The sequence below is a fragment of the Rhizobium sp. 768_B6_N1_8 genome (assembly GCF_051811225.1).
Taxonomy (GTDB): domain Bacteria; phylum Pseudomonadota; class Alphaproteobacteria; order Rhizobiales; family Rhizobiaceae; genus Rhizobium.
In genome coordinates, this window is sequence record NZ_JBPWPV010000001.1 from 1,343,010 (window position 1) to 1,367,507 (window position 24,498).

At 59.7% G+C, this 24,498-nt stretch carries 25 protein-coding genes and 1 pseudogene; 9 read left to right on the forward strand and 17 right to left on the reverse strand.

All coding sequences use genetic code 11. The annotated features are described in order from the left end of the window. Positions 1-95: 95 nt before the first annotated feature. Both AB8B33_RS06865 and AB8B33_RS06870 read right to left on the reverse strand, forming a co-directional pair. Positions 96-545 (reverse strand): ester cyclase, encoded by a 450-nt coding sequence (locus AB8B33_RS06865; protein WP_439014787.1) that lies wholly within the window; start codon positions 543-545, stop codon positions 96-98. Between the two features lie 266 nt (positions 546-811). After that, positions 812-1,174: a VanZ family protein gene (locus AB8B33_RS06870; RefSeq protein WP_113324660.1), complete on the reverse strand. Its 363-nt coding sequence runs from the start codon at positions 1,172-1,174 to the stop codon at positions 812-814. Between the two features lie 196 nt (positions 1,175-1,370). On the opposite strand from AB8B33_RS06870, the gene ilvA reads away from it, so the two are divergent. From ilvA to AB8B33_RS06885, 3 genes are all read left to right on the forward strand, one after another. Further along, on the forward strand, positions 1,371-2,621 hold the full coding sequence (ilvA, locus tag AB8B33_RS06875) for a threonine ammonia-lyase (protein ID WP_439014788.1): 1,251 nt from the start codon (positions 1,371-1,373) through the stop codon (positions 2,619-2,621). 36 nt (positions 2,622-2,657) lie between these two features. Further along, entirely contained in the window at positions 2,658-2,987 is a 330-nt protein-coding gene (locus AB8B33_RS06880; protein WP_007812996.1) for an HlyU family transcriptional regulator, read from the forward strand. 242 nt (positions 2,988-3,229) lie between these two features. After that, positions 3,230-4,501: a diguanylate cyclase gene (locus AB8B33_RS06885; protein WP_439014789.1), complete on the forward strand. Its 1,272-nt coding sequence runs from the start codon at positions 3,230-3,232 to the stop codon at positions 4,499-4,501. Positions 4,502-4,512: 11 nt separating this feature from the next. Here the strand turns inward: AB8B33_RS06885 and AB8B33_RS06890 are convergent, their stop codons facing one another. Next, complete coding sequence (locus tag AB8B33_RS06890; protein WP_113183270.1) at positions 4,513-5,289, reverse strand: SDR family oxidoreductase; 777 nt, start codon at positions 5,287-5,289, stop codon at positions 4,513-4,515. A gap of 107 nt (positions 5,290-5,396) precedes the next feature. On the opposite strand from AB8B33_RS06890, the gene AB8B33_RS06895 reads away from it, so the two are divergent. Then, positions 5,397-5,975 (forward strand): TetR/AcrR family transcriptional regulator, encoded by a 579-nt coding sequence (locus AB8B33_RS06895; RefSeq protein WP_439014790.1) that lies wholly within the window; start codon positions 5,397-5,399, stop codon positions 5,973-5,975. A gap of 50 nt (positions 5,976-6,025) precedes the next feature. Here AB8B33_RS06895 and AB8B33_RS06900 read toward each other — a convergent pair whose 3' ends face one another. Next, on the reverse strand, positions 6,026-6,640 hold the full coding sequence (locus AB8B33_RS06900) for an FMN-dependent NADH-azoreductase (RefSeq protein ID WP_113325199.1): 615 nt from the start codon (positions 6,638-6,640) through the stop codon (positions 6,026-6,028). 140 nt (positions 6,641-6,780) lie between these two features. Between AB8B33_RS06900 and AB8B33_RS06905 the strand changes: the two genes are divergently transcribed. Continuing rightward, positions 6,781-7,749, forward strand: coding sequence for a LysR family transcriptional regulator (locus AB8B33_RS06905; protein WP_310383073.1), 969 nt, complete (start codon positions 6,781-6,783; stop codon positions 7,747-7,749). A gap of 188 nt (positions 7,750-7,937) precedes the next feature. Further along, positions 7,938-8,495, forward strand: a complete 558-nt coding sequence (locus AB8B33_RS06910) for a DUF2087 domain-containing protein (protein WP_439014791.1) — start codon at positions 7,938-7,940, stop codon at positions 8,493-8,495. Positions 8,496-8,535: 40 nt separating this feature from the next. Here the strand turns inward: AB8B33_RS06910 and AB8B33_RS06915 are convergent, their stop codons facing one another. The 4 genes and pseudogenes from AB8B33_RS06915 to AB8B33_RS06930 form a co-directional block, all read right to left on the reverse strand. Next, positions 8,536-10,524: a bifunctional 2',3'-cyclic-nucleotide 2'-phosphodiesterase/3'-nucleotidase gene (locus AB8B33_RS06915; protein WP_439014792.1), complete on the reverse strand. Its 1,989-nt coding sequence runs from the start codon at positions 10,522-10,524 to the stop codon at positions 8,536-8,538. Positions 10,525-10,668: 144 nt separating this feature from the next. After that, positions 10,669-10,983: pseudogene (locus tag AB8B33_RS06920) on the reverse strand (PilZ domain-containing protein); the annotation flags it as partial. Between the two features lie 87 nt (positions 10,984-11,070). Beyond that, positions 11,071-11,952 carry a DMT family transporter gene (locus AB8B33_RS06925; protein ID WP_439014793.1) on the reverse strand — a complete coding sequence of 294 codons (882 nt, stop codon included), beginning with the start codon at positions 11,950-11,952 and terminating at the stop codon, positions 11,071-11,073. Between the two features lie 69 nt (positions 11,953-12,021). Continuing rightward, positions 12,022-12,483, reverse strand: coding sequence for an Lrp/AsnC family transcriptional regulator (locus tag AB8B33_RS06930; protein ID WP_439014794.1), 462 nt, complete (start codon positions 12,481-12,483; stop codon positions 12,022-12,024). Between the two features lie 157 nt (positions 12,484-12,640). On the opposite strand from AB8B33_RS06930, the gene ald reads away from it, so the two are divergent. Next, positions 12,641-13,759: an alanine dehydrogenase gene (gene ald, locus AB8B33_RS06935; protein ID WP_439014795.1), complete on the forward strand. Its 1,119-nt coding sequence runs from the start codon at positions 12,641-12,643 to the stop codon at positions 13,757-13,759. A gap of 16 nt (positions 13,760-13,775) precedes the next feature. On the opposite strand, the gene AB8B33_RS06940 is transcribed toward ald, so the two are convergent. The 5 genes from AB8B33_RS06940 to AB8B33_RS06960 form a co-directional block, all read right to left on the reverse strand. Then, positions 13,776-14,285 (reverse strand): DUF1203 domain-containing protein, encoded by a 510-nt coding sequence (locus tag AB8B33_RS06940; protein ID WP_439014796.1) that lies wholly within the window; start codon positions 14,283-14,285, stop codon positions 13,776-13,778. 97 nt (positions 14,286-14,382) lie between these two features. Beyond that, entirely contained in the window at positions 14,383-14,943 is a 561-nt protein-coding gene (locus AB8B33_RS06945) for a GNAT family N-acetyltransferase (protein WP_007815685.1), read from the reverse strand. 5 nt (positions 14,944-14,948) lie between these two features. Beyond that, positions 14,949-15,818, reverse strand: coding sequence for a 3-mercaptopyruvate sulfurtransferase (gene sseA, locus AB8B33_RS06950; RefSeq protein ID WP_439014797.1), 870 nt, complete (start codon positions 15,816-15,818; stop codon positions 14,949-14,951). A 44-nt stretch (positions 15,819-15,862) separates the two neighbouring features. Beyond that, the gene (locus AB8B33_RS06955; protein ID WP_439014798.1) at positions 15,863-16,600 is read right to left on the reverse strand and encodes an alanyl-tRNA editing protein; all 738 of its coding nucleotides are present in this window, start codon (positions 16,598-16,600) and stop codon (positions 15,863-15,865) included. Positions 16,601-16,606: 6 nt separating this feature from the next. Further along, the gene (locus tag AB8B33_RS06960) at positions 16,607-17,647 is read right to left on the reverse strand and encodes a cysteine synthase A (RefSeq protein ID WP_439014800.1); all 1,041 of its coding nucleotides are present in this window, start codon (positions 17,645-17,647) and stop codon (positions 16,607-16,609) included. A 210-nt stretch (positions 17,648-17,857) separates the two neighbouring features. On the opposite strand from AB8B33_RS06960, the gene AB8B33_RS06965 reads away from it, so the two are divergent. Together AB8B33_RS06965 and AB8B33_RS06970 are read left to right on the forward strand one after the other, a co-directional pair. Next, on the forward strand, positions 17,858-18,517 hold the full coding sequence (locus AB8B33_RS06965; protein WP_439014801.1) for a ChrR family anti-sigma-E factor: 660 nt from the start codon (positions 17,858-17,860) through the stop codon (positions 18,515-18,517). Between the two features lie 98 nt (positions 18,518-18,615). Beyond that, positions 18,616-19,449, forward strand: coding sequence for an SDR family NAD(P)-dependent oxidoreductase (locus tag AB8B33_RS06970; protein ID WP_439014802.1), 834 nt, complete (start codon positions 18,616-18,618; stop codon positions 19,447-19,449). On the opposite strand, the gene AB8B33_RS06975 is transcribed toward AB8B33_RS06970, so the two are convergent. The 4 genes from AB8B33_RS06975 to AB8B33_RS06990 form a co-directional block, all read right to left on the reverse strand. Beyond that, on the reverse strand, positions 19,450-20,709 hold the full coding sequence (locus AB8B33_RS06975) for a class I SAM-dependent methyltransferase (protein ID WP_439014803.1): 1,260 nt from the start codon (positions 20,707-20,709) through the stop codon (positions 19,450-19,452). A gap of 78 nt (positions 20,710-20,787) precedes the next feature. Further along, positions 20,788-21,648 (reverse strand): DUF1365 domain-containing protein, encoded by an 861-nt coding sequence (locus tag AB8B33_RS06980; RefSeq protein WP_439014804.1) that lies wholly within the window; start codon positions 21,646-21,648, stop codon positions 20,788-20,790. After that, entirely contained in the window at positions 21,645-22,982 is a 1,338-nt protein-coding gene (locus tag AB8B33_RS06985; protein ID WP_439014805.1) for an NAD(P)/FAD-dependent oxidoreductase, read from the reverse strand. Before AB8B33_RS06985 ends, AB8B33_RS06980 begins: the two co-directional genes overlap by 4 nt. Next, positions 22,979-24,433 (reverse strand): cryptochrome/photolyase family protein, encoded by a 1,455-nt coding sequence (locus tag AB8B33_RS06990; RefSeq protein ID WP_439014806.1) that lies wholly within the window; start codon positions 24,431-24,433, stop codon positions 22,979-22,981. Before AB8B33_RS06990 ends, AB8B33_RS06985 begins: the two co-directional genes overlap by 4 nt. Between the last annotated feature and the right edge of the window lie 65 nt (positions 24,434-24,498).

The following is a 24,498-nucleotide window of genomic DNA, read 5'->3' on the forward strand; positions in this document are numbered from 1 at the left end:
AAACGAAAAAGAGGCCCGCGCTGGAAGCGCGAACCTCATCCGACGACCGAAAGTGAATGGCCACGTGCTATGGGGCGGCACGTAGAATGCTTCGATCAGGCAGCCTTCATCAGCCCGAGCTGGGCGAGGGCGGTTACACCGTCATCGAGACCGATCTCCTCGACGATCCTGCCGTCGATCAGCTTCAGCACCGTAGTGCCGGTGAAGTGCATCTTGCGGCCGGTTGCGGCCGGGAGACCGCCGATCAGGAAGTCGTTGAAGGCTGGACCGGTATGGGTGCCGCCGCCCTCCCACTGGCCGACGACATAGTCGCCCTCGGCAATGAGATCGGCCGTGTCCCAGAAGTTGAGATCGGGAAATGCGGCGCGGAAATCGGTCATGAATGCCTTGATGTCGTCATGGCCGCGGCGGGGTTCGTGCAGCGAGTATTTGAGTAGCATGTCGGGTGCCGCAATCTCGTCGACGACGGCAAGATTGACGTCCTTGCCCCAGAATTCGGTGAACCAGCGCACGACGACGGCCTTGTTGTCTTCTTCCTTGCTCATTGAAATGGATCCTCTGATCTGTTTCGGGAGGATCATCGAAACCGCTCGATGACCTGAGCTTGGGAATAGGTGCGTATCGGCCCTGTGGAACTCCGGTTCTTGCCTCGAAATTAAAAGCATACGGACGACGCCAATGCTGAGGTGCCAACTCGAGCTATTGTGCAACGGCTTCACCGGGAACGGCGGTGGCAGCAGTGCCGCTTTTCTTCCGGGTCTTGCAGCTATGTGGGTTCTAACGTCCCCGCCCGTTGTCAGCGTCTGGCAAATTACGCGGCGGCATTCGCCCCGGTTTTCGCTTCACGCCACTTGTTGAAAGCCCAGCCGGCGGCCAGGCCGAGTGCTGCGCCCGCTGCCTTGACGCCTGCATCATGAAGGCGCGCATGCCGCGTCGGCGACAGGTACTGCAGATATTCGATCCCGACCGCACCGAAGATCAGCAGCACAGCAACCGTTTTCCATTGTTTCGGATAAGCAAGGGCAAAAGCCAGCCCTGCCAACAGGTAAGCCGTGGCACGGTCGATGTCAGGTGTTTCGATCGTGTGGGGTCGCAATTCGATCGGCGAAACTGTGACGAACAGGATGAAGGCGAGAAGAAGCCACGCTAGAAGCTTTGTGATCTTGGATGTCATCGTGTCGTCATATTAGCAATTGCTGTACGCCATCAAGTTAAAAGCCGTCCACGTAACCTGGATCTTGGGCCCAATCTGAAGACGCGCTTAAGGAAGCCTTTCATCGGGCGAACCACAAATGGCGCAAACGGGCTTCTTTCCACAAGCGGCCTGTGTCATAGCGACGTCTGGATTTTTGAAGAATGGACGAACGCCCGTGACAAGACACGATGTCGAAGGCGCAGAAGAGGCAATGCGCAGCCTTTTCCCCGCTACGCCGCTGCAGCTCAATGATCACCTTTCCGCCCGCTACGGTGCCGATATCTGGCTGAAGCGCGAGGATCTTTCGCCGGTGCGATCCTACAAGATCCGCGGCGCGTTCAATTTCTTCCGCAAGGCGATTGCCGAAGGTGCGGGCGGCAAGACTTTCGTCTGCGCGTCGGCCGGCAATCACGCGCAGGGCTTTGCCTTCGTCTGCCGCCATTTCGGCGTCCCGGGTGTCGTCTTCATGCCGGTCACCACGCCGCAGCAGAAGATCGACAAGACACGCATGTTCGGCGCCGGTTTCATCGCCATCGAGCTCATCGGCGATTTCTTCGACCAGTGCTACAAGGCCGCCCGCGATCATGTGGAAGCGATCGGCGGCGTCATGGTGCCTCCCTTCGACCACGTCGATATCATCGAGGGACAGGCGACCGTTGCCGCAGAAATCATGCAGCAGCTTCCCGAAGGCACGGTGCCTGACATGGTCGTCCTGCCGGTCGGCGGCGGCGGCCTTGCCGCCGGCATCACCGGCTATCTCGACGGCATCGTCGCGAAATCCGATTTCGTCTTTTCCGAACCTGCCGGCGCGCCGAGCCTGCGCCGCAGCCTCGAGGCCGGGCAGGTGGTGACCCTTCCCAAGGTCGACAATTTCGTCGATGGCGCGGCCGTCGCCCGCATCGGTGACCTGAATTTCGCAGCCCTCAAAGACTTCTCGGCCGAACAGGTCATGCTGATGTCGGAAAACGCCATCTGCGTCACCATCCAGGAGATGCTGAATGTCGAAGGCGTGGTGCTGGAGCCGGCCGGCGCCCTGTCGCTGACGGCGATCGCCGCCATGGACCGGGAAGCCATCAAGGGCAAGACGATCGTTGCCTTCGTCTCGGGCGGCAATTTCGATTTCGAGCGGCTGCCCGATGTCAAGGAAAGGGCCATGCGCTACGCCGGTCTGAAGAAATACTTCATCCTGCGTCTTGCCCAGCGCCCCGGCGCGCTGCGCGATTTCCTCAATCTTCTCGGACCGCATGACGATATCGCCCGCTTCGAATATCTCAAGAAATCGGCGCGCAATTTCGGTTCGATCCTCATCGGCATCGAAACGACGGACCCGGAAAACTTCGCGACGCTGGTCGCCAATTTCGAACGAGCCGGCATGGGCTTCGAGGACATTACCGAAAACGAGATCCTCGCAAACCTGATCATTTGACTTTGCGTCCACTGCACTGCGTGCTAAAGGCGGATTATGGCTTCGTTCCTTTCAAACATTCTTTCGGTATTCTCCGGCGGCGGCAAATCCTCCACCGAGGCAGCTGCGGGTCCTTCCGGTGAACCGCAGCTCTATGGCGATTGCACCATCTATGCGGAGCCGCAGAAGGAAGGCGGCCAGTATCGTCTAGCGGGCCGCATCGAAAAGAAGGTTGGCGAGGACGTTCTCGTGCGCAAGTTCATTCGCGCCGATCTCTTTTCCTCGTCCGATGATGCGATCGAATGCACGGTGCGCAAGGCGCAACAGATCATCGATCAGCATGGCCCCTCCCTCTTCGGCGATGGCGAGAAGCTTCGGCAGGTCTGAGCGCTCATTAGCCGGACAGGATTTGTTCGATCCGACATTTCCCGTTGTTTTTCAAAACTATGACAGCATTTCCGTGATGGAAATTGCTGCTTTGCTCACCTAATCTTAAAGGATTATGGCGAAGGTGGCGCCTGCAGGTTTTGCAGGGCGCCGCATGTGTTTGAGCTTTCCGGACGACTGACCAGAAGATCCGCTGCGGCGGCTGTGGCTCTCTCGCGCGGTCCTGTTGTAGGCGGAGGACCGTGATGGAGCTCTTGAACTCCGCGCTCTTCATCTTCGAAGCCGTCGGCTATTTCGTGCTGATGGTCAGTCTCCTGCATTTTCGCCAGCGCCTCGGATTGGGCGTCTTCCTGACGGCGCTTGGCGTCATGCATTTCATGGAGACCTATCTCGCTGCGGTCTTCTATGTTTCCCTGCCGTTCGGGAGCGTCTCGCCGGGTTCTTCGATCTTCTTTTCCGGCAAGCTGATGATGATCCTCATGCTCTACCTGCAGGAGGATGCGGCGACCGTCCGCCAGCCGATCTATGGTCTGTTTCTCGGTAATCTCCTGACTGTCGCCATTGCCTGGGTACTGCAGCTTCACCAGCCGCTGGAGCTGTCGCCCGGTCATCCGGCAGACGTCGATTTCCTGAAGGAAATGGGCTGGCTGATGGTGTGGGGAACGGCAGTTCTCTACCTCGACTCGCTTGGCATCATCCTGCTCTACGAAAAGCTTGGCGATTTCATGCGCAGGCGCGTGGTGCTGCGCTTCATGATCTCGGGCCTCGTGGTTCTGACCTTTGACCAGATCTGTTTCTTCAGCGGCCTGCACTATTTCATGGGCGTTCCGATGGCGGCCTTCTGGGCCGGATGGAAAGCCAAGATGCTGGCCGTCTGCCTCTATTCCCTGATGTTTGCCATCTACGAATACCGTATCCGCCGGGCCGGCGTTGCCGCCTCGGCCCGCTCGATCAGCGACCTCTTCGGCGATCTGACATTCCGTGAGCGCTACAACGATCTGCTGGAACGCACCGGCCGCGACATGCTGACCGGCGTCTATGACCGCAGTCGCATGGAGCTGGAGGCACCGCTGATGGTGCGCGAGGCGCTGCGGCAGGGCCAGTATGCGACCGTTCTCATCATCGATGCTGACCATTTCAAGGACGTCAACGACGGGTTCGGCCATCTGCAGGGCGACGAGGTTCTGAAGGCCATTGCCTCGAGGCTCGGAACGACACTCCGCTCCAGCGACCGTATCTTCCGCTTCGGCGGCGAAGAGTTTGTTGCCGTTTGCCCCGGTACTGGCCATGAGGAGGCATTGCTGCTCGCCGAGCGCCTGCGTTGGACGATTGTGACCAGCGTGAAGACGCCTGATGACACTTCCGTATCTGTGAGCATAGGTGTCGCAACCGCCGACGAAGATGGGGACAGCTTCACGACTGTGCTTTCGGCGGCGGACAGCCGCCTCTACGAGGCAAAAAAGAGCGGCCGCAACTGTGTCGTCGGCCGCTCCGGCGTCGTAAAAGTCAGCTAGACCAAGCCCGCTCAGGCAGTGCGGAAGATCTTGGCGCCGGAGGGAGCGCTCGTCATGCCGCCATCGACGGTAATCTCGATCCCCGTGACATTGCTGGAATCATCAGAGGCGAGATAAAGCGCAGCCTTTGCGATCTCGTCTGCTTCGCTCATGCGGCCAAGCGCGCTCATATTCCCGAGCTTTTCCTCCAGTGCCGTCATCGCATCTTCCGTCTGTGCGTAGGGCGACCAGATCGGCGTGCGCGTGCCGCCCGGCGTTACCTGATTGACGCGGATGCCGCGCGGCGCGAGCTCGGAGGCCAGATTGCGGGTCATGGAGCGCACGGCGCCCTTCGTGGCGGCGTAGGCCGACCAGCCCGGCGCACCGAGAACGGCGTGGACGGAGCCGTTGAGAATGACCGAAGCGCCATCGTTCAGATGCGGCAGTGCGGACTGAACCGTGAAGAAGACCGAGGTCAGGTTGGTGCTGATGATCTTTTCGAACTGTTCCAACGAGGTCTGGCCGAGCGGTGTTGCGCCGCCGATGCCGGCATTGGCAAAGACGATATCGAACTTGCCGACATCAGAAGCAGCCTCGGCGAAGATCTTTTCCGCTGCCGCGACGTCCGTGAGATCGATCTTCAGCGCCAGCACATCGCCGCCGAGCGCCTTCTTGGCCGCTGCGAGCGTTTCCGGGTTGCGGCCGGTGATGATGACCTTCGCGCCTTCGGCGACGAAGACCTTGGCGGTGGCAAGCCCGATACCGCTGTTGCCGCCGGTAATCAGCGCGACCTTGTTCTTGAGACGCATGGGAATGGCTCCTATTGGAAAATACCTCGATCTGGATTATGATCGATATCTACAAGGATTATGATTGCAATCCACTTGAGTCAAGTCCGTATGTCGGGAGATTTTCAATGGGCCACTCGCAACTCGAAAAGCAGAAGACGCACGACAGGATCGTCGAGATTGCTTCCAGGCGCCTGCGGGAGAGGGGGCTCGAGGGTATCGGCGTCGCCGATCTGATGAAGGAGGCCGGGCTGACGGTCGGTGGCTTCTATAAGCATTTTGCATCACGCGATGACATGGTGGCCGAAGCCATGAAGCTGGCTTTCGGGTCCTGGGAAGCGAAAGTGCGTTCGCAGGGCAGGGCGCCGGCAGATATTCCGATGGCGGAATATTCCGCCAATTACCTCAGCGAGGTCCATCGCGATGACGTAAGCGGTGGCTGCCCCTTTGCCGCGTTGACCGCCGACCTTGCCCGCAGCGGCGAGAAATGCCGCTCGCTTGCGACCGACCAGCTGAAGACGAATCTTGGAAACATGACAGGCCGCATGAACGCGGTCGACGAGGCTGACGCACGCCGCAAAGCAATCATCGTTTCGTGCCTGATGACGGGTGCGGTCGGCCTTGCACGCATTGCCGACGACGAAAAACTCTCTGAAGAAATCCTGGAAACGGTCCGGTCCTTCGTCGATGGTTTCTCGGCAAAATGAAAGGGCCGGCTTGCGCCGGCCCCCTCGAGTGGAACTTTTGAATTTGCAGGTTAGGCAGCGAGAGCGAGTTCCTCGACGCGCGACTTGGCGGCGCCGATGGCCTTTTCCGCAGCTTCCGGGCCGAAAGCGAGGCCTTCGACATAGATGGTTTCAATGTCGGTAATGCCGAGGAAGCCAAGAACCGACTTCAGGTAAGGGACGGCATGGTTCATACCGGCAGCCGGACCCTGGGAATATACGCCGCCGGAAGCGAGGACGACATAGACCTTCTTGCCGGTGGCGAGGCCGACCGGGCCGCTTTCGGTGTACTTGAAGGTGAGGCCAGCGCGGGCCACATTATCGATCCAGGTCTTCAGCGAAGAATAGATGTTGAAGTTGATGAGGCCCGTGCCGATGACGATGCTGTCGGCTGCGAGCAGCTCGTTGACGAGTTCGTCGGAAGTCTTGACGGCAGCAGCTTCCTGGGCGGTGCGGGCTTCCGGCGGCTTGCGGATGGCGGCGGTGAAGAGATCGTCAATGTGCGGCAGCGGGTTGGCGGCGAGGTCGCGGCGAACGACGACGCTACCGGGGTTCTGAGCCTTGAGCTTATCGGCGAGTTCAACGGCGATCGACGTGGAAAGGGACTCTGAACGCGGGCTGGACGTCAGAAGAAGAATGGAAGACATGGTTGAATTTCCTCTCGAATTGCGGTTCAGCAGCCGGTTGGGAGCGTGGGCCGCTGTGTTCGAGACAAGAAATAAGGCTGGCCAAGTATCGAAAAAACTGGGATAATGTCGATCAAAATTATCGATGGATTGGATGGAAGATGCTTCCCAACCCGACACTGGATCAATTGCAGGTTTTCCTGACGGTTGCCGAAACCGGCAGCTTTTCGGCCGCTTCGCGTGTGCTGAACCGCGCACAATCGGTCATCAGCTATACGATCGCCAATCTGGAAGCCCAGCTTGAAGTGCCGCTCTTCGAGCGCTCCGGCGCCCGCCAGCCGAAGCTGACGGATGCCGGCAAGGCGATGCTTGAAGACGCCCGCCGCCTGATGGCTGACCTCGAAGTCATGCGCGCCCGCGTGAAAAGCATGAAGCAGGGGCTGGAAGCTGAGCTTTCTCTGGCGATCAGCGTGATGGTGCCAGCCAATGCCGTCATGATGGAGCTGCGCGAATTCCGCGAGAAATTCCCCAGCGTTGCGCTCAACCTCAATGTCGGCGAGCTCGGCATGGTCATGGACATGGTATTGAGCGACAAGGCCGACATCGGCATTGGCGGCGCGCTCGTGAGGCAGGAAGATTCGCTGATAGCTGAAAAGATCGGCTATTCCTTCATGGTTCCTGTCGTCGCGCCCGATCATCCGCTGGCGCGTATCGAGCGGCCCCTGACGCTGGCCGATGTACGTGAAGAGATCCAGCTCGTGGTCTCCGACGCCTCCGGGCTTACCAAAGGGCGGGATTTCAATGTTCTGTCTTACAGGACATGGCGCGTCAGCGACATTGCGACCAAGCATCAGCTCATCAAGGGTGGTCTTGGCTGGGGTGGCTTGCCGGTGTCTCTCGTCGGTGACGATATCATGAAGGGCAATCTGGTCGCCATCAAACTGGAGGCCTACGAACAGGGCGAATACCCGATCTACGCCATGCGCAAGGCCGCCAACCCGCCGGGTCCTGCCGGCCAGTGGCTGATCGAAGCCTTCCGCCGGCGACTCTCCATGTGCCCGAGCCATGGCGAACTCATCAACATGCTGGGCATCGACGGACTGCACGCCATTCGCGAGGCTGCGGAATAGCCGCACAGTTGACGGGTTTCCGGCCTTTGCTATAACGGCGTCACGGTCTGCAGTTCACCGAGGCGTCGCCGTCCCGCAAGGGAAGCTAAACCTGCTTTAGAAAGATCATCAGCACTTGTCCTGTGCCGAAGTCGAAAGCCGGCGACCACCGACACCTTTTTCAGGGAACGGCGCGTTGAGGATAAGACGTGACCAGATCTATCTTTCCAATGGAAATCGCCGATCTTTCGGCTTTTGCCAAATCTCTCCGCAAGCAGATCGAAGTGCTCGCTGACAGGCCGAGCCATGTCGAGATGCTCAATCTGCTGACTCGCGCGGCGGGTTATCGCAACTACCAGCATTTCCGCAGTGTGGCGCACTCCGCCGAAGTGCTGAAGGACTGGAGCCTGAAGCTGGATCCCCAGCCTTTGCCGGACGAAGACCGAGTGCTGAGGGCATCGCGCCATTTCGATGGCAATGGTCGACTGATCCGCTGGCCGGGCAAGAGGGGGCTGCAGGAGCTTTGCTTATGGTTCCTGTGGTCGAAAATACCGGCGAATACGGAACTGACGGAGCGCGAAATCAGCGACTTGCTGAGCCGCCTGCATCTCTTCGGCGATGCGGCACTGCTGCGCCGCGAGCTTTTCGATTCCGGGCTTGTCCACCGCACCCGCGATGGCAGGCAATATCGCCGGATCGAAAAGAAGCCGCCGGCCGAACTCGGCTTGCTTCTTCGTCGCATCGAAGCTGAGGCCGAAACTGCTTGAGCAAAAGGGGCGCGGTTGAAGAAACCGCGCCCCTGCGGCTTTAGAGAACCAGCCTGAACTTCGCGAAGCCCTCGGTGCCTTCGCCGGCATCCTCGATCTTCACGCTCTTGACGTCGGCGAGATACTGTTTGGCTTTCGGGCCGCTTTCGAACACGACGGTCGTGCCGGGCAGGGGCTTGAAGGTCCAGTTGCCGTCGGCGGACGGGTTGATCGTGCCCTGATCATGGACATAGCGGACGATGACGTCGCGATTGGTGTCCGGCGCTTGGAAGATCACCTTGTCGGAGGCGATTTCCGGGAAGCTGCCGCCGCCACCGGCACGATAATTGTTGGAAACGACGACGAACTTCTGGGCCGGATCGATCGGCTTGCCCTTAAAGGCAAGGTTCTGGATTCGGTTGGAGTCCGGATTGACGGCCTTGCCCGACGAATCATATTTCGGCGGTTGCGACAGATCGATCTGATAGGTCACGCCATCGATCACGTCGAAATTGTAGGATGGGAAGTCGTTGTTGAGGAGAGCCGCATCCTTCGCGCCGGGCTCGATGTGGTTGAACATGCCGGCGGACATTTCCAGCCAGTTCTTCACCTGCGCACCGGTGATGGCGACCGCTTGAACCGTGTTCGGATAGAGGTAGAGGTCGGCGACATTCTTGATGGCGATATCGCCGGCCGGAACATCCGTATAGTAGTCCGCGCCGCCACGGCCGCCGGCCTTGAAAGGGGCTGCGGCGGAAAGAACCGGCAAATCCTTGAATTGCGTATCGGCCAGCATCTGCTTGATGTACCAGGTCTGAGCCTGCGAAACGATCTGCACGGAGGGATCGTCGGCAACGAGCGCAAAGTAGGAATAGAGCGGCGCGGAGGTCTTGCCGACAGGCGTGCGGACATAGGCAAGCGTTGCCTCGTGCTCTGCCTTGGCGGCCTCGACCACTTCTTTCTTATCGGTGACGTCGGCAACGACTTTCTTCTTGTCGTCGCGATGGTAGATGGGCCGTGCTTCGGAGGTGAAGGCGACGATTTTCCAGCTGTTGCCATCCTTCTCCAACAGCAGGTCGATCAGGCCGAGATGCGAACCCCAAAAGCCGGCCATGACGGCGGGCTTGCCATGTAGCGTACCCTTGACCGGATCGGCATCGGTTATGCCATCCCAGGTTTTCGGGCCGGGGAAGACCAGATGCTGGTGGCCGGTGAAGATCGCGTCGATACCCTCGACGGCAGCAAGATGCAGCGAGGCGTTTTCCATCTTCTCGGATGGGCCTGAGCCATCGATGCCGGAATGGGACAGGGCGATGATGATATCGGCGCCGGCTTCCTTCATGGCGGGCACCCAGGCTTTGGCGGCCTGAACGATATCGCGCGTCTGCGCCTTGCCTTCGAGATTCTTGATGTCCCACAGCATGATCTGCGGCGGTACGAAGCCGATGAAGCCGATCTTGACCGGGCTTTCATTGCCGGCGCCGTCCTTGATCTGCTTTTCGACGATGATGTAGGGCTTGAAGAACAGATCGTCCTGCTTCGGATCGGAGGCGAGCTGGCCCTTGGTCAGGTTGGCGCAGACGAACGGGAAGTTCGCACCGTTCAGCACCTTGAACATGAAGTCCAGGCCATAGTTGAATTCGTGGTTCCCGAGCGTGCCGACCGTATAGCCGAGCGTGTTCATCGCCTTGACGACCGGATGCACGTCGCCATCCTTCATGCCGTGCTGATAGGCCATGTAATCGCCCATCGGATTGCCCTGCAGCACGTCGCCATTGTCGATCAGCAGCGAGTTGACGGCTTCCGCGCGAATCGTGTCGATGATCGTTGCCGTGCGCGACAGGCCCATCGTGTCATTCGGCTTGTCGGCATAATAGTCATAGGGGAGGACGTTGACGTGGATGTCGGTCGTTTCCATGAGCCGCAGATGCGCCTGGTTTGCGGCAGCGCGGGCGCTGAACGGGTGCAGCAGCACCAGAGCGGAAGTGGCGGCAAGACCGCCAAGCAGGGAACGACGGCTCATTGCAGGCACATCGAGAATGGAAGGCATGGAAACACTCCTTTTGACATCATGCATCACCCGGTTCGATGAACTTAGGATGATTGGCAAAGGAGTACATCGCGAAAATGACAGAATGGCAAAAACGATGCCGCCAAAGCGGCACCGCTCTGGAAAGCTTTACCGAACGCGTGGCACTTCGCGATGGAAGAAGCGGAAATAGGAGGCAATGAGCGCGCGGGCATTGGAATTCACGTCGAACTGGATGCCGACACGACCATTATGTGTCCAGCGGATGACGCCTTCGAGCAGGCCGAGATTTTCGGCTTCGATGCGGACCTTACTGCCCGAGGCCGCATGAAGCGGCGCTTTGACTTCGAGTGCTGCACCCGTAGCAGAAATATCCAGGATGCGGGCATCTACCTGGTTGTTCAGATAACGGATCTTGCCAAAAACGCGGCAGCTCCTGCGGTCGGCCTTGCGGGCCGTGATCTTGAGATTGCGTATCATGCTTATCCCCGTGACGAATTCGGGAGGAGCATAGGCAGCGAAGATTGAAATGCCTTTAGGCGCTTATTTAAAATTGCTGCGAAAGTCTCAATTCGGCACGACCGCTCGCCGCGCCACGACATGTTCGCGCCACACCGTGAAGATGCCGGCCGCGACCACGATGATCGAACCGACGATCATGTTCAGCGTCAGCTCCTCCCCGTAGATGAGCACGCCAAGGATAGAAGCATAGACAAGCTGGATATAGGTAACCGGCTGGACGGCCGCCGCATCGAGACTGTCATAGGCGCGGATCAGGAAATAGTGGCTCGATGTTCCGGTCAGGCAGACGGCCAGCATCCACATCCAGTCCCAGCCCTGAATCGGCGTCCAGTAAAAAGGGCCTGCAAGCGTCATGACGAGAGCCCCGACGACACCCGTATAGAAGAAGCTCGTCATCGCCGAATCCCGCCGGCTGACGTAACGCGTGGCGATCACGTAAAGCGCGAAGTTGACGCAGGAGACGACGGCAAGAAGCAGGTTCACGTCGAAGAACCCGCCCTCCGGCTTGATGATGAGCAACACGCCACAAAGCCCGACACCGATCGCCGTCCATCGGCGCCAGCCAACCCTTTCGCCAAGCAGTGGAATGGCAAGCAGTGCGACGATGATGGGGGTGGCGGCAAAGATCGCCTGCGAATGCGCCAGCCCGATCAGCGCAAAACAGGTGATTGCCAGCACCACCTGCGCAGCAAGCAGAATACCGCGTGAAACCTGCAGAAAGGGATGTTTCGTGCGGGCGGTGGCGGCGATGCCACCGCGCATTTTCGCGGCCAGAACCACGGTGAACAGGCCGAAGGCCCAATAGCGCACCATCGTCACGAAGATAGGCGAATAGGCTGAACCAAGATGCTTCGAGATCGCGTCCTGCGCTGAAAAGATCGTCAGTGCAAGGAGCAGGAAGATATAGCCGTGAGTCTTGGATTTCATGTCTTGCCGTCAAAGCGGAGACGCCCGCAACATCAAGCTAGGGCAGGATTTCGAGGGCTTTGCAAGGGCTCAAAGGCCGACATTCGGCCTGTCGATGATTTCGCGCAGCGCAAAGCTCGAATTGATCTTCACCACATGCGGCAGCGCCGAAAGCCAGTCTCGGTGGATGCGCTCATAGTCTTCCAGATCACGGGCGGCGACGCGAAGGATATAGTCGTATTCGCCGGACATCAGGTAGCAGACGAGCACGTTCGGACAGCGTTTCACTGCCGCCTCGAATTCTGACAGCGTCTTGGCGAACTGGCCGGACAGCGAGATGTGTACGATGGCGATCATCTTGTAATCGAGCGCCCTATGCGAAAGCCGCGCATGATAGCCGCCGATGACACCGCTCTTTTCGAGAATATCGAGCCGGCGCGAACAGGCGGAAGGCGATAGTCCCACCTTGTCGGCGAGCTCCGCATTGGTGATACGGGCATTGATCTGCAGCGCCCTTAGAATCGCAAGATCGATACTATCGAGGTCAGACATTCGAAGAACCTTCGAAAAATGGACGGTTAGCGCAATAATCTTCGAAACTTTGCTGAAAACAAATCCTCTTTGCAAGGACATTTCGTGGCCGTGGTGGTTGGATTTAGGAGCAAGAAAACGCTCCGCGGAACGCGGACATAAAATGAGAGGAACGCGAATGCGTGTCGGCTGCCCGAAGGAAATCAAGAACCATGAATATCGCGTCGGCCTGACGCCGGCTTCGGTAAGAGAATATGTCGCCCACGGCCATGAGGTCTGGGTGGAGACGAAGGCGGGTGCCGGCATTGGTGCCGATGATGCCGCCTATATGGCTGCTGGCGCGAAGATCGCCGCCTCCGCCAAAGACATCTTCGAAAAGTGCGATATGATCGTCAAGGTCAAGGAGCCCCAGCCGTCGGAATGGGCGCAACTCCGCGATGGTCAGCTCCTTTACACCTATCTGCATCTTGCGCCCGATCCGGAACAGACCAAGGGTCTGCTCGCCTCCGGCGTTACGGCAATCGCCTATGAGACCGTGACGGACGATCGCGGTGGCCTGCCGCTCCTGGCGCCGATGTCCGAAGTCGCCGGTCGTCTTTCGATCCAGGCCGGTGCCACCGCGCTGCAGAAGGCCAATGGCGGCCTCGGCATCCTGCTCGGTGGCGTGCCCGGCGTTCTCCCGGCCAAGGTTGCCATCATCGGCGGCGGCGTCGTCGGCCTGCATGCAGCCAAGATGGCAGCCGGCCTCGGCGCTGATGTCAGCATTCTCGACAAGTCGCTGCCGCGCTTGCGCCAACTCGACGATATCTTCAATGGCCGTATCCATACACGCTATTCCAGCATTCAGGCCCTGGAAGAAGAAGTTTTCTCCGCTGATCTCGTCATCGGTGCCGTGCTGATCCCTGGCGCTGCCGCGCCGAAGCTCGTGACCCGCGAAATGCTGACAGGCATGAGGAAGGGCTCAGTCATCGTCGACGTCGCGATCGACCAGGGCGGCTGCTTCGAAACCTCGCATGCAACGACCCATTCCGAGCCGACCTATGTCGTCGACGGCGTCGTGCATTATTGCGTCGCCAACATGCCAGGCGCCGTTCCCGTCACGTCTGCCCACGCGCTGAACAATGCGACACTCGTCCACGGCCTCGCACTCGCCGATCGCGGCCTGCGCGCCATCGCCGAGGACAAGCATCTGCGCAACGGCTTGAACGTCCATAGGGGCCGCATCACCAACAAGCCGGTCGCTGACGCGCTTGGTTATGAAGCTGTCGCGCCGGAAAGCGCGCTGAACGTAGCGTAAACCAGCTGACCCTAGGTCAGAGGAAGGCGCCGGTTTCCGCAAGGGCCGGCGCTTTTACTTTGTCGATCCGGCACTGATAGCAGTTGTTGCGCGCGGAGCGCACATGCACATAAGCGATACCGGGTCGCGCAAGCAGTTCGGTCGCATAAGCAGGGATCTTCTCGATCGGCGTGACCGCACCGGTGCCATAGACGATCCTGTCATTCTCGCCATAGCCGCGGACGATGAAGTCAGGGCTTGTCGTCAGGACAGGAGGCAGAGCCTCTTCGGCGGAATAGCGCTTGCAGGCCTGCTTGTGCAGGAAGACCGGGCCGGTCTCGGCATAGGGCTGCAGTTCCGGAAAGGGCCGATAGGCAAAGACGAAGAGTTCTTCGCCGGCGCCGATATTCCCCAGGCAATGCCGGCAGGGGTAACCGTCGCCATCGGATATCATCGTCTCAGGCAATTGATCATAGGCGTCGCGGCCGCCGCTCCAGAGCGCTTCTGCATCTGTTGTCGGCATGGCGGAAAACTGGATGCTGGTCATGGCAAATCTCCTTGTGAGCTTTGCCATAGTTTCCGCGCTGACGATCAACCAAGCCACCCGATTCTTGCTTCGAACAGCACGTGGCGTGCAAACGCGATCAGCTTTTCCTGGCGATTTCCAGCAGTTCCTTGTCGCTCAACGGCCTGACGATCCCGGTGCCGGTGGAGACGGGAGAGAAACCGAACATCTGATAGAGCTGTAATGCCCGTGGATGGTCGAGATTGTTGGTGGTCGTCGTGACCTTTGTCGGGTTCAGTGTCCAGATCGCGTAGAGCGCCTGAAGCAGGAACCATTTGCCGATGCCGAGGCCGAGCGCATGTTCGAAGAGCCCGAAATGGGAGAGCTCGATCGTATCCTCGTCCTCGCAGAGATATTCAAAGAAGCCAGCCGGCGCACCGTTGACGTAGAGTACGCTGATATTGTTGCGCTTGTCATGCAGCGCTGCCGTAAGCTCCTCGTCACTCATCCTCAATCGGTCGACCCACTGCCAGCGCGCGCCAACCTGCCGGTAGAGGTAGCGATAGAAGGCCAAGGGAATACCTGGGGCGCGCATGATTGCCGTCTGTATGTTGACGGGCACAGGCAGGCTTGCCTTCGGCGGCGCGACCATTTCAAGCCGCGTAATATGGGCCTTGAGCGAGGCGGGCGTCTTCCCCATGGCGGTCAGGCTTTGACCGGTTCAGGCGGGCCGGTGACGACGGGCGTGTCCTCGCGGCTGCCCCATTCGCTCCAGGAGCCGTCATAGAGCTTGTTATCGGTATGGCCGAGCGATTCCAGCGCCAGTGTGATGATCGCGGCGGTAATGCCTGATCCGCAGGAGGTGACCACCGGCTTGGAAAGGTCGATGCCGGCATCCTCGATCGTCTGCTTCAGTTCTGGCAGCGATTTGAAGCGGCCTTGATTGGCAAAGACGCCGGAGGGCAGGCTGCGCGCGCCGGGCATATGGCCGGAACGCATGCCTGCGCGCGGTTCCGGCTCGACGGCGGCGAAGCGGCCGGCGCTGCGGGCATCGGCGATCTGCAGGGCAGCGCTCGCAACAATATCGCGCATCTGGTCGAGATGGACGACGCGGCCTGCGTCGTAATTCGTCTTGAAACTTGCCGAGGCGTAGTTCGGCACTTCGGTTTCGAGCGGCCGGCCCTCGGCCTTCCAGCCATCCAGTCCACCATCGAGCACGAAGACATTCTTTGCGCCCATCACCCGGAACAGCCACCAGACGCGCGGCGAGGCGAACATGCCGATGCCGTCATAGACGACGATGCGGTCGTTCTCACTGATACCGAGCTTGCCGGCCTCCTCGGCGAAATAATCGGGCGAGGGGATCGTATGCGGCAGGTTCGTCGAATGGTCGGCGATCTTGTCCTGATCGAAACGGATGGCGCCGGGAATATGCCCGGCGGCATATTCCGCATTCGCATCGCGCTTCTGCGCCGGAAGATAGAAGGATGCGTCGAGCACGCGCAGGTCGGGCTTACCGAGCTCAGCTTGCAGCCAGTCGGCCGAGACGACGAAACGGCTCTTGGTGTCGCTCATGATGATCTCCCCAAATATCAGGCCCAAATAGCAGGCATCGTCTATCAGGCTTCGTCGCCGGGCGAGCCGAAGCGAATGCGGAAGCGCCGGTTCTCTTTGCCCTTCTTCTCGATTTTGGCAATATGAATCTGACCGACTTCCTGTGTTTCCGAAACATGTGTGCCGCCGCAGGGCTGGCTGTCGATCGCCGAATTCTCACCGATGCAGACGAGGCTGACGCGGCCGAGGCCGATCGGCGGGCGCACATTCTTCGATTTGACGATGCCCGGATTGGCGGCAAGCTCCTCATCCGTGATCCACTGAAGATAGACCGGATGGTTCTGGTTGACGAGGTCCAGCAGCTTGGCCGTCACTTCGTCCTTGTCGATCGTATCGGTCATGTCGAAGTCGACGCGGCTTTCGTCCTCGCCGACGGCAGCCCCCGTGATCGGGTAGGAACAGACGACGGACAGAAGATGGCAGGCGGTGTGCATGCGCATCAGCTTGTAGCGGCGCGGCCAGTCGATATGTAGCACCAGCTTCTCGCCGTTCTCAGGGCGCGGCTGGCCTTCCAGCGGCACATGGATGACGATGTCCTTGCTCGCGCCGTGCTTTGCCTGGCCAAGCTCTATCTTGGAACCATCGACCCGTTCGAAGAAGCCGGTGTCGCCCGGCTGCCCGCCCGATGTCGCGTAAAAGCAGGTCTGGTCCAGCTCGATGCCCCCGTCCTCGTGAACGGCCGTGACGACCGCTTCGCATGTGGAAAGATAGAAGTCGTCACGGTAGAGGGCATTGACTGGCATGGAGGCTCACGCTGCGGGTTCGTAGGGTATTTTGATATCCGTCGAGCCGACCATCCATTGAGGAATGGGAAGGCCCTTGGACGAAAGGAAATCCGGATTGAAGAGCTTGGACTGATAGCGATTGCCATAGTCGCAGAGGATTGTCACGACCGTGTGGCCGGGGCCGAGATCCCTGGCGAGTCGCACTGCGCCGGCAATGTTGATCGCCGTCGAGCCGCCAAGGCAAAGCCCCTCATGCTCGACCAGGTCGAAGAGAAAGGGAAGCGATTCCGCATCGGTGACATGATAGGAGAAATCAGGCGTGAAGCCTTCGAGGTTGGCGGTGATGCGCCCCTGGCCGATACCTTCCGTGATCGACGAGCCCTCGGACTTCAACGTGCCGTTCGCGTAGAATTCGTAGAGCGCCGCACCCTCGGGATCGGCAATGCCGATCTTGATATCCTTGTTGAAGGTCTTGAGGCCTGCCGCCACGCCGGCAAGCGTGCCGCCCGAACCGACCGAGCAGATGAAGCCGTCGACCTTGCCGTCCGTGTCCTTCCAGATCTCCGGTGCCGTCGTTTCGATATGCGCCTGACGGTTGGCGACGTTGTCGAACTGGTTCGCCCAGATAGCGCCGTTCGGCTCGCTCTTGGCAAGCTGTTCGGCAAGGCGGCCCGAAACCTTCACGTAGTTGTTGGGGTTCTTGTAGGGAACGGCCGGAACTTCGACGAGCTCGGCGCCGAGCAGGCGCAGTGCATCCTTCTTTTCCTGGCTCTGGGTTTCCGGAATGACGATCACGGTGCGATAGCCGAGCGCCTTGGCGACGACCGTCAGGCCGATCCCGGTATTGCCCGCCGTACCTTCGACGATGACGCCGCCGGGCTTGAGCAGGCCCTTTCTCTCGGCGTCACGGATGATGTAAAGCGCCGCTCGGTCCTTCACCGACTGGCCGGGATTGAGAAATTCGGCCTTTCCGAGAATGGTGCAGCCGGTCGCCTCGGAAACACCCTTGAGCTTGATGAGGGGCGTATTGCCGATAGCCTCGATTACGGATGGGTGGAAGGTCATGGAATCTGCCTCGTTTACGCATAGTTTAGGAACGGTCTTTTCCCTTCACAAGGCGGCATTGGCAAGAAATCCTATTCCATGCCTTCCAAGCCCGCGATAAAATTAGTCTTCTATTTCCAGCCTTTCGCTCAGCCCGGGCAAGCAGTGATCCGAAGATTGACTTTCGGCGTATGGATGACGACAAAGCAAGCACGGGCGCAGGAACAAGGCGTGACCGAATCTGACATGGTTCACGAGCATATCGACACGATCGATGCATTGATGGCGCATTATGTTGCTGGCTCCCTTCCGGAGCCGGCCCGCGCACTCGTGGAATCTCATCTTGAAATGAAGCCGGACAATCGCGGCCTGGTGGTTGACCTCGAACGGCTGGCTGGAGAAGCTCTGGAGAGCACGCCATCAAGCCCGATCAGCGACCGCGATGCGAAGCTTGCAGCAATCTTCGGCTCGAAGGCTCCTGCGTCCCCGCCGAAGCTCCCGTCACGTCGGCAGGGTGCTCTTTTCCCGCGCGCCTTGCGCAATCTCATCGGTTTCGAAGCCGATGATGTGCCGTGGCGCAAGCGCCTTCCGGGCTTCAAGGAATATGCGACCGATATTGACGGCTGCGAGGTCAGCCTGATGTGGATACGGCCGGGTCGCGCACTGCCTGCCCACACGCATGCGGGCATGGAACTGATCCTCATCCTCGACGGCGCTTTCCGCGACGAGCGCGGCCGTTTCGGGCCGGGGGATATCTCGGTTGCGGATGCCACCGTCGACCATCGCCCCGTCGCCGAGAAAGACCGGCCCTGCATCGCTTTTGCCGTTTCGGACGGCCCGATCAAGCTCACTGGCTCCTTCCGGCAGATCATCGGCGACCTCATCGGCTGAAAGCAGCCACAATGCTGTGATAGAGCCATGGTCCCGGGAGAGTTGAGGAGCTTCCGGGCCTGTGTTCGTGTTCAAATCGGCAGACCGGAGGAAGTGTCATGCGTAATTTCATCGCCCGTCCAGAACATGGTATCGTCTGGATTTCCGGTGCGAGTTCCGGAATAGGCCGAGCGCTGGCGCTGAAGCTCGCAGGCGAGGGATACGGGGTCGCCGTCACCGCCCGCAGTCACGAAAAACTGGTGGAATTGCAGCTCGAGGCAGCCGGACTGTCCGGCAGAATCATCGTGCTCGATGGCGATGTGACCGATGCCGAAGACATGGAACATGTCATGGCCTCGATCGAATATGAGCACGGAGCGCTCTCCATGGCGATCCTGTGTGCCGGCGTCTATCAGCCCGTCCACGGCGAGGATCTGAACCGAGCCGATTTCGAGAAGACTTTTGCCGTCAACCTGTCAGGCGTCGTCAATTGTCTGCTGCCGGCGATCCGCCACATGAAGGCGAAAGGGCAGGGCCAGATCGCCATCGTTTCCTCAGTGACGGGCTACACGGGATTGCCGACCAGCGCCGCCTACGGCGCGACCAAGGCTGCCCTGATCAACATGGCCGAAAGCCTGAAATTCGATCTCGACAAGATCGGCATCCGCATCCAGCTCATCAATCCGGGCTTCGTCGATACGCCGGCAACGCGTAAGAATGCCTTTCCCATGCCGGCACTGGTTTCGCCCGAGACAGCGGCAGAGCGCATTGCGGCAGGCCTCAAATCGCAGGCTTTCGAGATCACCTTCCCGAAGCGCTTCACCTATGTGCTGAAGGTCCTGCGGATCTTGCCTTACGGTCTCTATTTCGCACTGGTGAACCGCTTCACCGGTTGGGGCGAGCGGCCCGCCAACTCCAGTCACCGGCCGGTGACGCCGCATCCGGCTGAGTGATCAAGACCGCGAAAAGACCACCTGCCGCACATCGATGTTGCGGGCGCGAAAGCCTGCCTCGCAGTAGAAGAGGTAGAATTCCCAGAGCCGCTTGAACCGGTCGTCGAAACCCATCGGCCTGAGCTTATGCCAGACGGACCAGAAACGCTCGCGCCATTCCGCCAGCGTACGGGCGTAGTCAAGGCCGAAACCGAAGTCTCTGACCAGTGACAAGTCCATCTTCCTGCCGAGTTCGGCAAGGTGGTGGCGCGTCGGCAGCATGCCGCCGGGGAAGACATATTTCTGGATGAAATCCGGATTGCTGCGATATTGCTCGAAAGATTCAGGACGAATGGTGATGATCTGCAGGCCCGCCTTACCGCCCGGCTTCAGGCACTGTTTCAACTTGGAGAAATAGGCCGGCCAGTATTTCTCGCCGACAGCCTCGAACATCTCGATCGAGACGATGCGGTCGTAGACGCCGGTCTCGTCTCGATAGTCCTGGAAGCGAAAATCGACCCTGTCGCTAAGTCCCGCGTTGCTGATGCGCGCTTGCGCGAAGGCAAGCTGCTCGCGGCTGATGGTCAGCCCCGTCACCCGGCAATTCAACTCGCCTGCCGCAAATTCGGCAAAGCCACCCCAGCCGCAGCCGATTTCCAGCACATGTTCGCCGGACTTGATGCCGGTCGCCTCCGCCAGCGCCCGATATTTGGCGTTCTGTGCCGATTGCAGGTCGTTGGCGCCGGTCGAATAGAGCGCCGAGGAATAGGTCATGCTCGGGTCGAGCCATTGCTTGTAGAAGTCGTTGCCGAGGTCGTAATGGGCCGAGATATTGCGCTTGGAGCCCGTCTTAGTGTTGGCGTTCATCCAGTGGCGGATTCGCTCGACGAAGCGGCCGACGCCGCGCTTGCCATGCGCGTAGCTGTGCGCCGCTTCGCCATTGACGAGAAAAAGCTCGAGGAAGGCAGTGATGTCGGGGCTGTCCCAATCGCCGTCCATATAGGTCTCGGCGACACCGATCGTGCCGCTGGTCAGCGCGCGATCGGCAAGGTTCCAGTTTCGAAGCGTCAACGCGGCGTCAGGTCCGGCAGCCTTGCCCTTGATAAACACCTTGCGCCCGTCGGGCAGCGTGACCGCAAGGGAGCCGTGCTGCATGCGCATCAGGCCGCGCAGTGCAAGCTTCGCTTTGAAGGGCAGGCCTTTGACGATGCGTGAAATATTTTCTGCCGTCAGCGTCACCGCGTCCCGGGCAGATTGATTCAAATCCTGTAAATTGCTCACCGTCCATCCTCCCGTATTTTTAGGCCGGTCAGGACAATGCTTGCGCCTCTCCTCCGGCGATTGCCGCAAACGCTAGATTCATTCCGCAGCTTCTGCAAGCCGGCTTGCCGGCTTCACGCTGACAGGCGGCGGAGGTGGTGGCCGGCGAACGTAGATGGCGCCTTTGAGCCAGAGTTTCAGAGCCTCCCAGTGAATTCCGGTCATGATCTTGATGGTCAGGAAGGGAATAGTTGTGAGAAGATAACCGAGCGTCCGGCCAGTCAGCGGCTTTTTCCGGCCGGCGAAGGTTGCGGCAAGAAGCGGCCCTTCCGCATCGGTTTCCAGGATGCGCCAGCGGATTTCCTGGCCGGGTGGCAGCATGCGGAAATGATAGCGCATGCCGATGCCAATGAAGGGAGAGACATAGAAGAGCTTGTCGCAGGTCTGGCGAAGACCGCTTTCGAAAATTTCATTATCCTCGACGGGGCAGACATAACTATGCCGCTCGCCGAATGTGTTGCGCACTTCGTAGATCAGCGCAATCAAGGCATCCCTGTCGTCATAAGCATAATAGACCGAAAGGGGATTGAAGACGTAGCCGAGGATCCGCGGATAACAGACGAGCAGGATCTTGGCCGGTCGTTCGACACACGCATCCGCAAGCAGGCGGTCGGCATGGGAGCGCAGCTTTCCATTTGCTGCATGGTCCTCTTCATGGAACGAGACGAGATTGCTTCGGTTGACCGAAAACAGCGCCGACTGGCTTTCGGCTTCCTCCAACCGGTCGAGATCGATGGAGAGCGAAAAGACCCGATATTGGAAGCGATGGCCGAACGGTTTAATGCGCTGATGCATGACATCGCCCACATAAAGTACCGCCGCTGCGTCCGGCGGAGGACCGTTTCGCGTCACGCTGACGCCATACCTCGATGCGCGGGGGCTTTTGCGGGATGCCATCATGCTACCGCTTCCAGTGTGGTTCCAGAGGAGGGCCGGGCGGTCCGCCAGGGTGTGATCCCGCCCAGTGCCTCTGCCGCCGCAAGACCGGAAACTAGTCCATCCTCGTGGAATCCGTATCCGGTCCAGGCGCCCGCGAAATAGCAATTGTTTCTTCCCTGGATGGCGGCAATCGCCCGTTGCGCGGCCATCCCTTCCGCGGAAAACTGCGGATGCTCATAGGTGAATTCGGCAAAGACCTTGCGGCTCTCCGGTTCGCGGTCCGGGTTGAGCGTGACGAACAGCGGAAAATTCGGGTCTATGCCCTGCAGCCTGTTCATCCAGTAGGTCACGGCCACACCGGCCGCCCTGCCGTCGGCATGGCTCGAACGCAGATAGTTCCAGGAGGCCCATACCTTGCGCCGCGTCGGCATCAGGCAGGTGTCACGGTGCAGGATAACGCGGTTGGGCTGATAGGGGACAGCAGCGAGCAAGCGCTTTTCCTGATCCGTCGCATCGATCAGCAGCCGCGCCGTCTGATTACTGTGGCAGGCGAAGATCACCTTGTCGAAGAAGGCCTCGCCGCCGGTCTCGTCGATCAGGGTGACGCCCTTGTCGCTGCGGATCACGCCACGCACGCCGCAGCCGCGCTTCAATTTGTCGCCGAGCGGTGACAGAAGCCTTTTCAGGTAGTTGCGGCTGCCGCCGGTGACGGTGCGCCACTGATGCTGACGGCGATAGATAAGTCGGTGATTGTCGAAGAAATTGACGAAATGTTCGGCGGGAAATTGCAGCATCCGCGCTGATGGCGTCGACCAGATCGCCGCCGCCATCGGCACCAGATAGTTGTTGGTGAAACCCGGCGAGAAGCCACGCCAGTCGAGATAATCGCCGATCGAACGTGAGGCCAGGTGCCCGGCCGCCCGGTCTTCCAGGCAGGTCCGGTTGAAGCGCAGGATCTCGCGGATCATCCAGAGAAAGGAGGGGCTCAGCAGATTGCGCTTCTGCGCGAATATAGACGACAGCCCGCCGCCGCTCCACTCCAGCCTGCCATGATCCAGCGACAGTGAAAAGCTCATGTCGCTGGCATGCGTGGCAACGCCGAGCTCTGCAAAGAGCGCGGTCAGATTGGGATAATTGTGCTCGTTGTAGACGATGAAGCCGGTATCGACCGGAATGCTCAGCCCGTCATAGCCGACATCGACCGTTGCCGTATGGCCGCCCGGCCGGGCATCTTTCTCGTAGAGTGTCACGTCATGGACAGGATTGAGCGCCCAGGCGGCCGAAGCACCCGATATGCCCGACCCTACGATGGCGACCTTGAGGCGGCGTGGCAGCGAAGGAACATGCACGTTCATGCTGCATCCTTTATGGCGCTATAGACCTTCAGCGCTCGTCTGCGCGCCGTGGCGTGATCGACAATGGGTCTGGGGTAGGTTTTCCCAAGCGTGACGCCGGCGTTTTCGAGCACGCTCGCTGGTGCCTCGAACGGCCGGTGGATATGTTTGTCCTCGAGCTTTCCGAGCTCCGGCACGAACTGCCTGATGTAGCTGCCGTCGGCATCGAATTTTTCGCCCTGGAGCATCGGATTGAAGATGCGGAAGAAGGGGGAGGCATCGGCGCCTGAACCTGCCACCCACTGCCAGCTGGCCGCGTTATTGGCGGGGTCTGCGTCGACAAGCGTGTCGCGGAACCAGGCTTCGCCGCGGCGCCAGTCGACCAGCAGGTGCTTGATGAGAAACGAGGCGACGATCATCCGCACGCGGTTATGCATCCAGCCATGGCGCCAGAGTTGACGCATGCCGGCGTCGACGATGGGATAGCCGGTCTGGCCATTGCACCAGGCATGGAATCCGTCTTCATCTTCGCGCCAACCGAAGCCGTCGAAATTGTCGTTCCAGTTATCCCTGGCAAGCATCGGAAAATGGAAGAGCAGATGGTAGGAGAATTCTCGCCATGCCAGTTCCTTGCGGAAGCGTACGATATCGTCGGATGGAATGCGCCGCGAAAGTCCCTTCGTGGCGTCCCAGATGCGGGCGGGCGAGATTTCGCCGAGTGCCAGGTGCGGAGAGAGAAGGGAGGTTGCGCTCTTTCCGGGAAAATCCCGATCGACCGAATAGCCTGGAAGTCCCTCCTCGACGAAACCGCTGAGCGTTTCCTGGGCTGCCGCTTCACCCGGCGTCCACATGTCGGGGAAGGACTTTGCCCAGTTCGGCTTAAGCGGCAGGAGCTCCCAGGAGGTCAGCACTTCGGAAGCCGGAAACTGTTTTGGGAAGCGGAAGCGCTCAGGCGCATCGACCGGCGCCTCCGGCTCGCCGCCTTCTTCGAGCGCCCGCCAGAATGGCGTATAGACGCGGTATGACGTGCCGCTTGCCGTTTTGAGCTTGGTCGGCTCATGCAGAAGCTGTCCGCCGAAGCTGCGTGCCTCGATCGCCTGTTTTTCGAATTCATGCTTCAGGCGGGTGTCGATCGCGATGCCCGGCGGATCATAACGGCGGTTCCAGAACACGGCTTCCGCACCGCTCCGCTTGATGATGTCGGCAAGCACATTGCGGGCATGACCGCTTGCTAGAATGAGCTTGCCGCCATGTCTTTTGAGGGCTGCGTCAAGCGCATGCAGTGAATGATGCAACCACCACGCCTGGGCAGCGCCAAGAGGCCCCGTGCCGTCTTCCTGGGGTTCGCGGATATAAAGCGGAATGACCGGCCGCCCCGATGCGCATGCCGCATGCAGAGCCCTGTTGTCGTCAAGACGCAAGTCCTTGCGGAACCAGACGATTACCGGTCTTGCAACAGTCTCCCGTGCCAATGGCTGCTCCCTGCCTTGCCTCTCTGTCTGTTACGGAAGTACGAGGCAATCGGATCAACAGTTTC

Bases quoted from the DNA above. Each gene is read 5' to 3' on its own strand.
- AB8B33_RS06895 (WP_439014790.1), top strand. From the start codon at position 5,397: ATGGGCCACTCGCAACTCGAAAAGCAGAAGACGCACGACAGGATCGTC.
- AB8B33_RS06915 (WP_439014792.1), bottom strand. From the start codon at position 10,524: ATGCCTTCCATTCTCGATGTGCCTGCAATGAGCCGTCGTTCCCTGCTT.
- ald (WP_439014795.1), top strand. From the start codon at position 12,641: ATGCGTGTCGGCTGCCCGAAGGAAATCAAGAACCATGAATATCGCGTC.
- AB8B33_RS06970 (WP_439014802.1), top strand. From the start codon at position 18,616: ATGCGTAATTTCATCGCCCGTCCAGAACATGGTATCGTCTGGATTTCC.
- AB8B33_RS06865 (WP_439014787.1), bottom strand. From the start codon at position 545: ATGAGCAAGGAAGAAGACAACAAGGCCGTCGTCGTGCGCTGGTTCACC.
- AB8B33_RS06960 (WP_439014800.1), bottom strand. From the start codon at position 17,647: ATGACCTTCCACCCATCCGTAATCGAGGCTATCGGCAATACGCCCCTC.
- AB8B33_RS06905 (WP_310383073.1), top strand. From the start codon at position 6,781: ATGCTTCCCAACCCGACACTGGATCAATTGCAGGTTTTCCTGACGGTT.
- AB8B33_RS06925 (WP_439014793.1), bottom strand. From the start codon at position 11,952: ATGAAATCCAAGACTCACGGCTATATCTTCCTGCTCCTTGCACTGACG.
- AB8B33_RS06870 (WP_113324660.1), bottom strand. From the start codon at position 1,174: ATGACATCCAAGATCACAAAGCTTCTAGCGTGGCTTCTTCTCGCCTTC.
- AB8B33_RS06890 (WP_113183270.1), bottom strand. From the start codon at position 5,289: ATGCGTCTCAAGAACAAGGTCGCGCTGATTACCGGCGGCAACAGCGGT.
- AB8B33_RS06945 (WP_007815685.1), bottom strand. From the start codon at position 14,943: ATGGGGAAGACGCCCGCCTCGCTCAAGGCCCATATTACGCGGCTTGAA.
- AB8B33_RS06985 (WP_439014805.1), bottom strand. From the start codon at position 22,982: ATGAACGTGCATGTTCCTTCGCTGCCACGCCGCCTCAAGGTCGCCATC.
- AB8B33_RS06980 (WP_439014804.1), bottom strand. From the start codon at position 21,648: ATGATGGCATCCCGCAAAAGCCCCCGCGCATCGAGGTATGGCGTCAGC.
- AB8B33_RS06940 (WP_439014796.1), bottom strand. From the start codon at position 14,285: ATGACCAGCATCCAGTTTTCCGCCATGCCGACAACAGATGCAGAAGCG.
- AB8B33_RS06930 (WP_439014794.1), bottom strand. From the start codon at position 12,483: ATGTCTGACCTCGATAGTATCGATCTTGCGATTCTAAGGGCGCTGCAG.
- AB8B33_RS06900 (WP_113325199.1), bottom strand. From the start codon at position 6,640: ATGTCTTCCATTCTTCTTCTGACGTCCAGCCCGCGTTCAGAGTCCCTT.
- AB8B33_RS06880 (WP_007812996.1), top strand. From the start codon at position 2,658: ATGGCTTCGTTCCTTTCAAACATTCTTTCGGTATTCTCCGGCGGCGGC.
- sseA (WP_439014797.1), bottom strand. From the start codon at position 15,818: ATGAGCGACACCAAGAGCCGTTTCGTCGTCTCGGCCGACTGGCTGCAA.
- AB8B33_RS06955 (WP_439014798.1), bottom strand. From the start codon at position 16,600: ATGCCAGTCAATGCCCTCTACCGTGACGACTTCTATCTTTCCACATGC.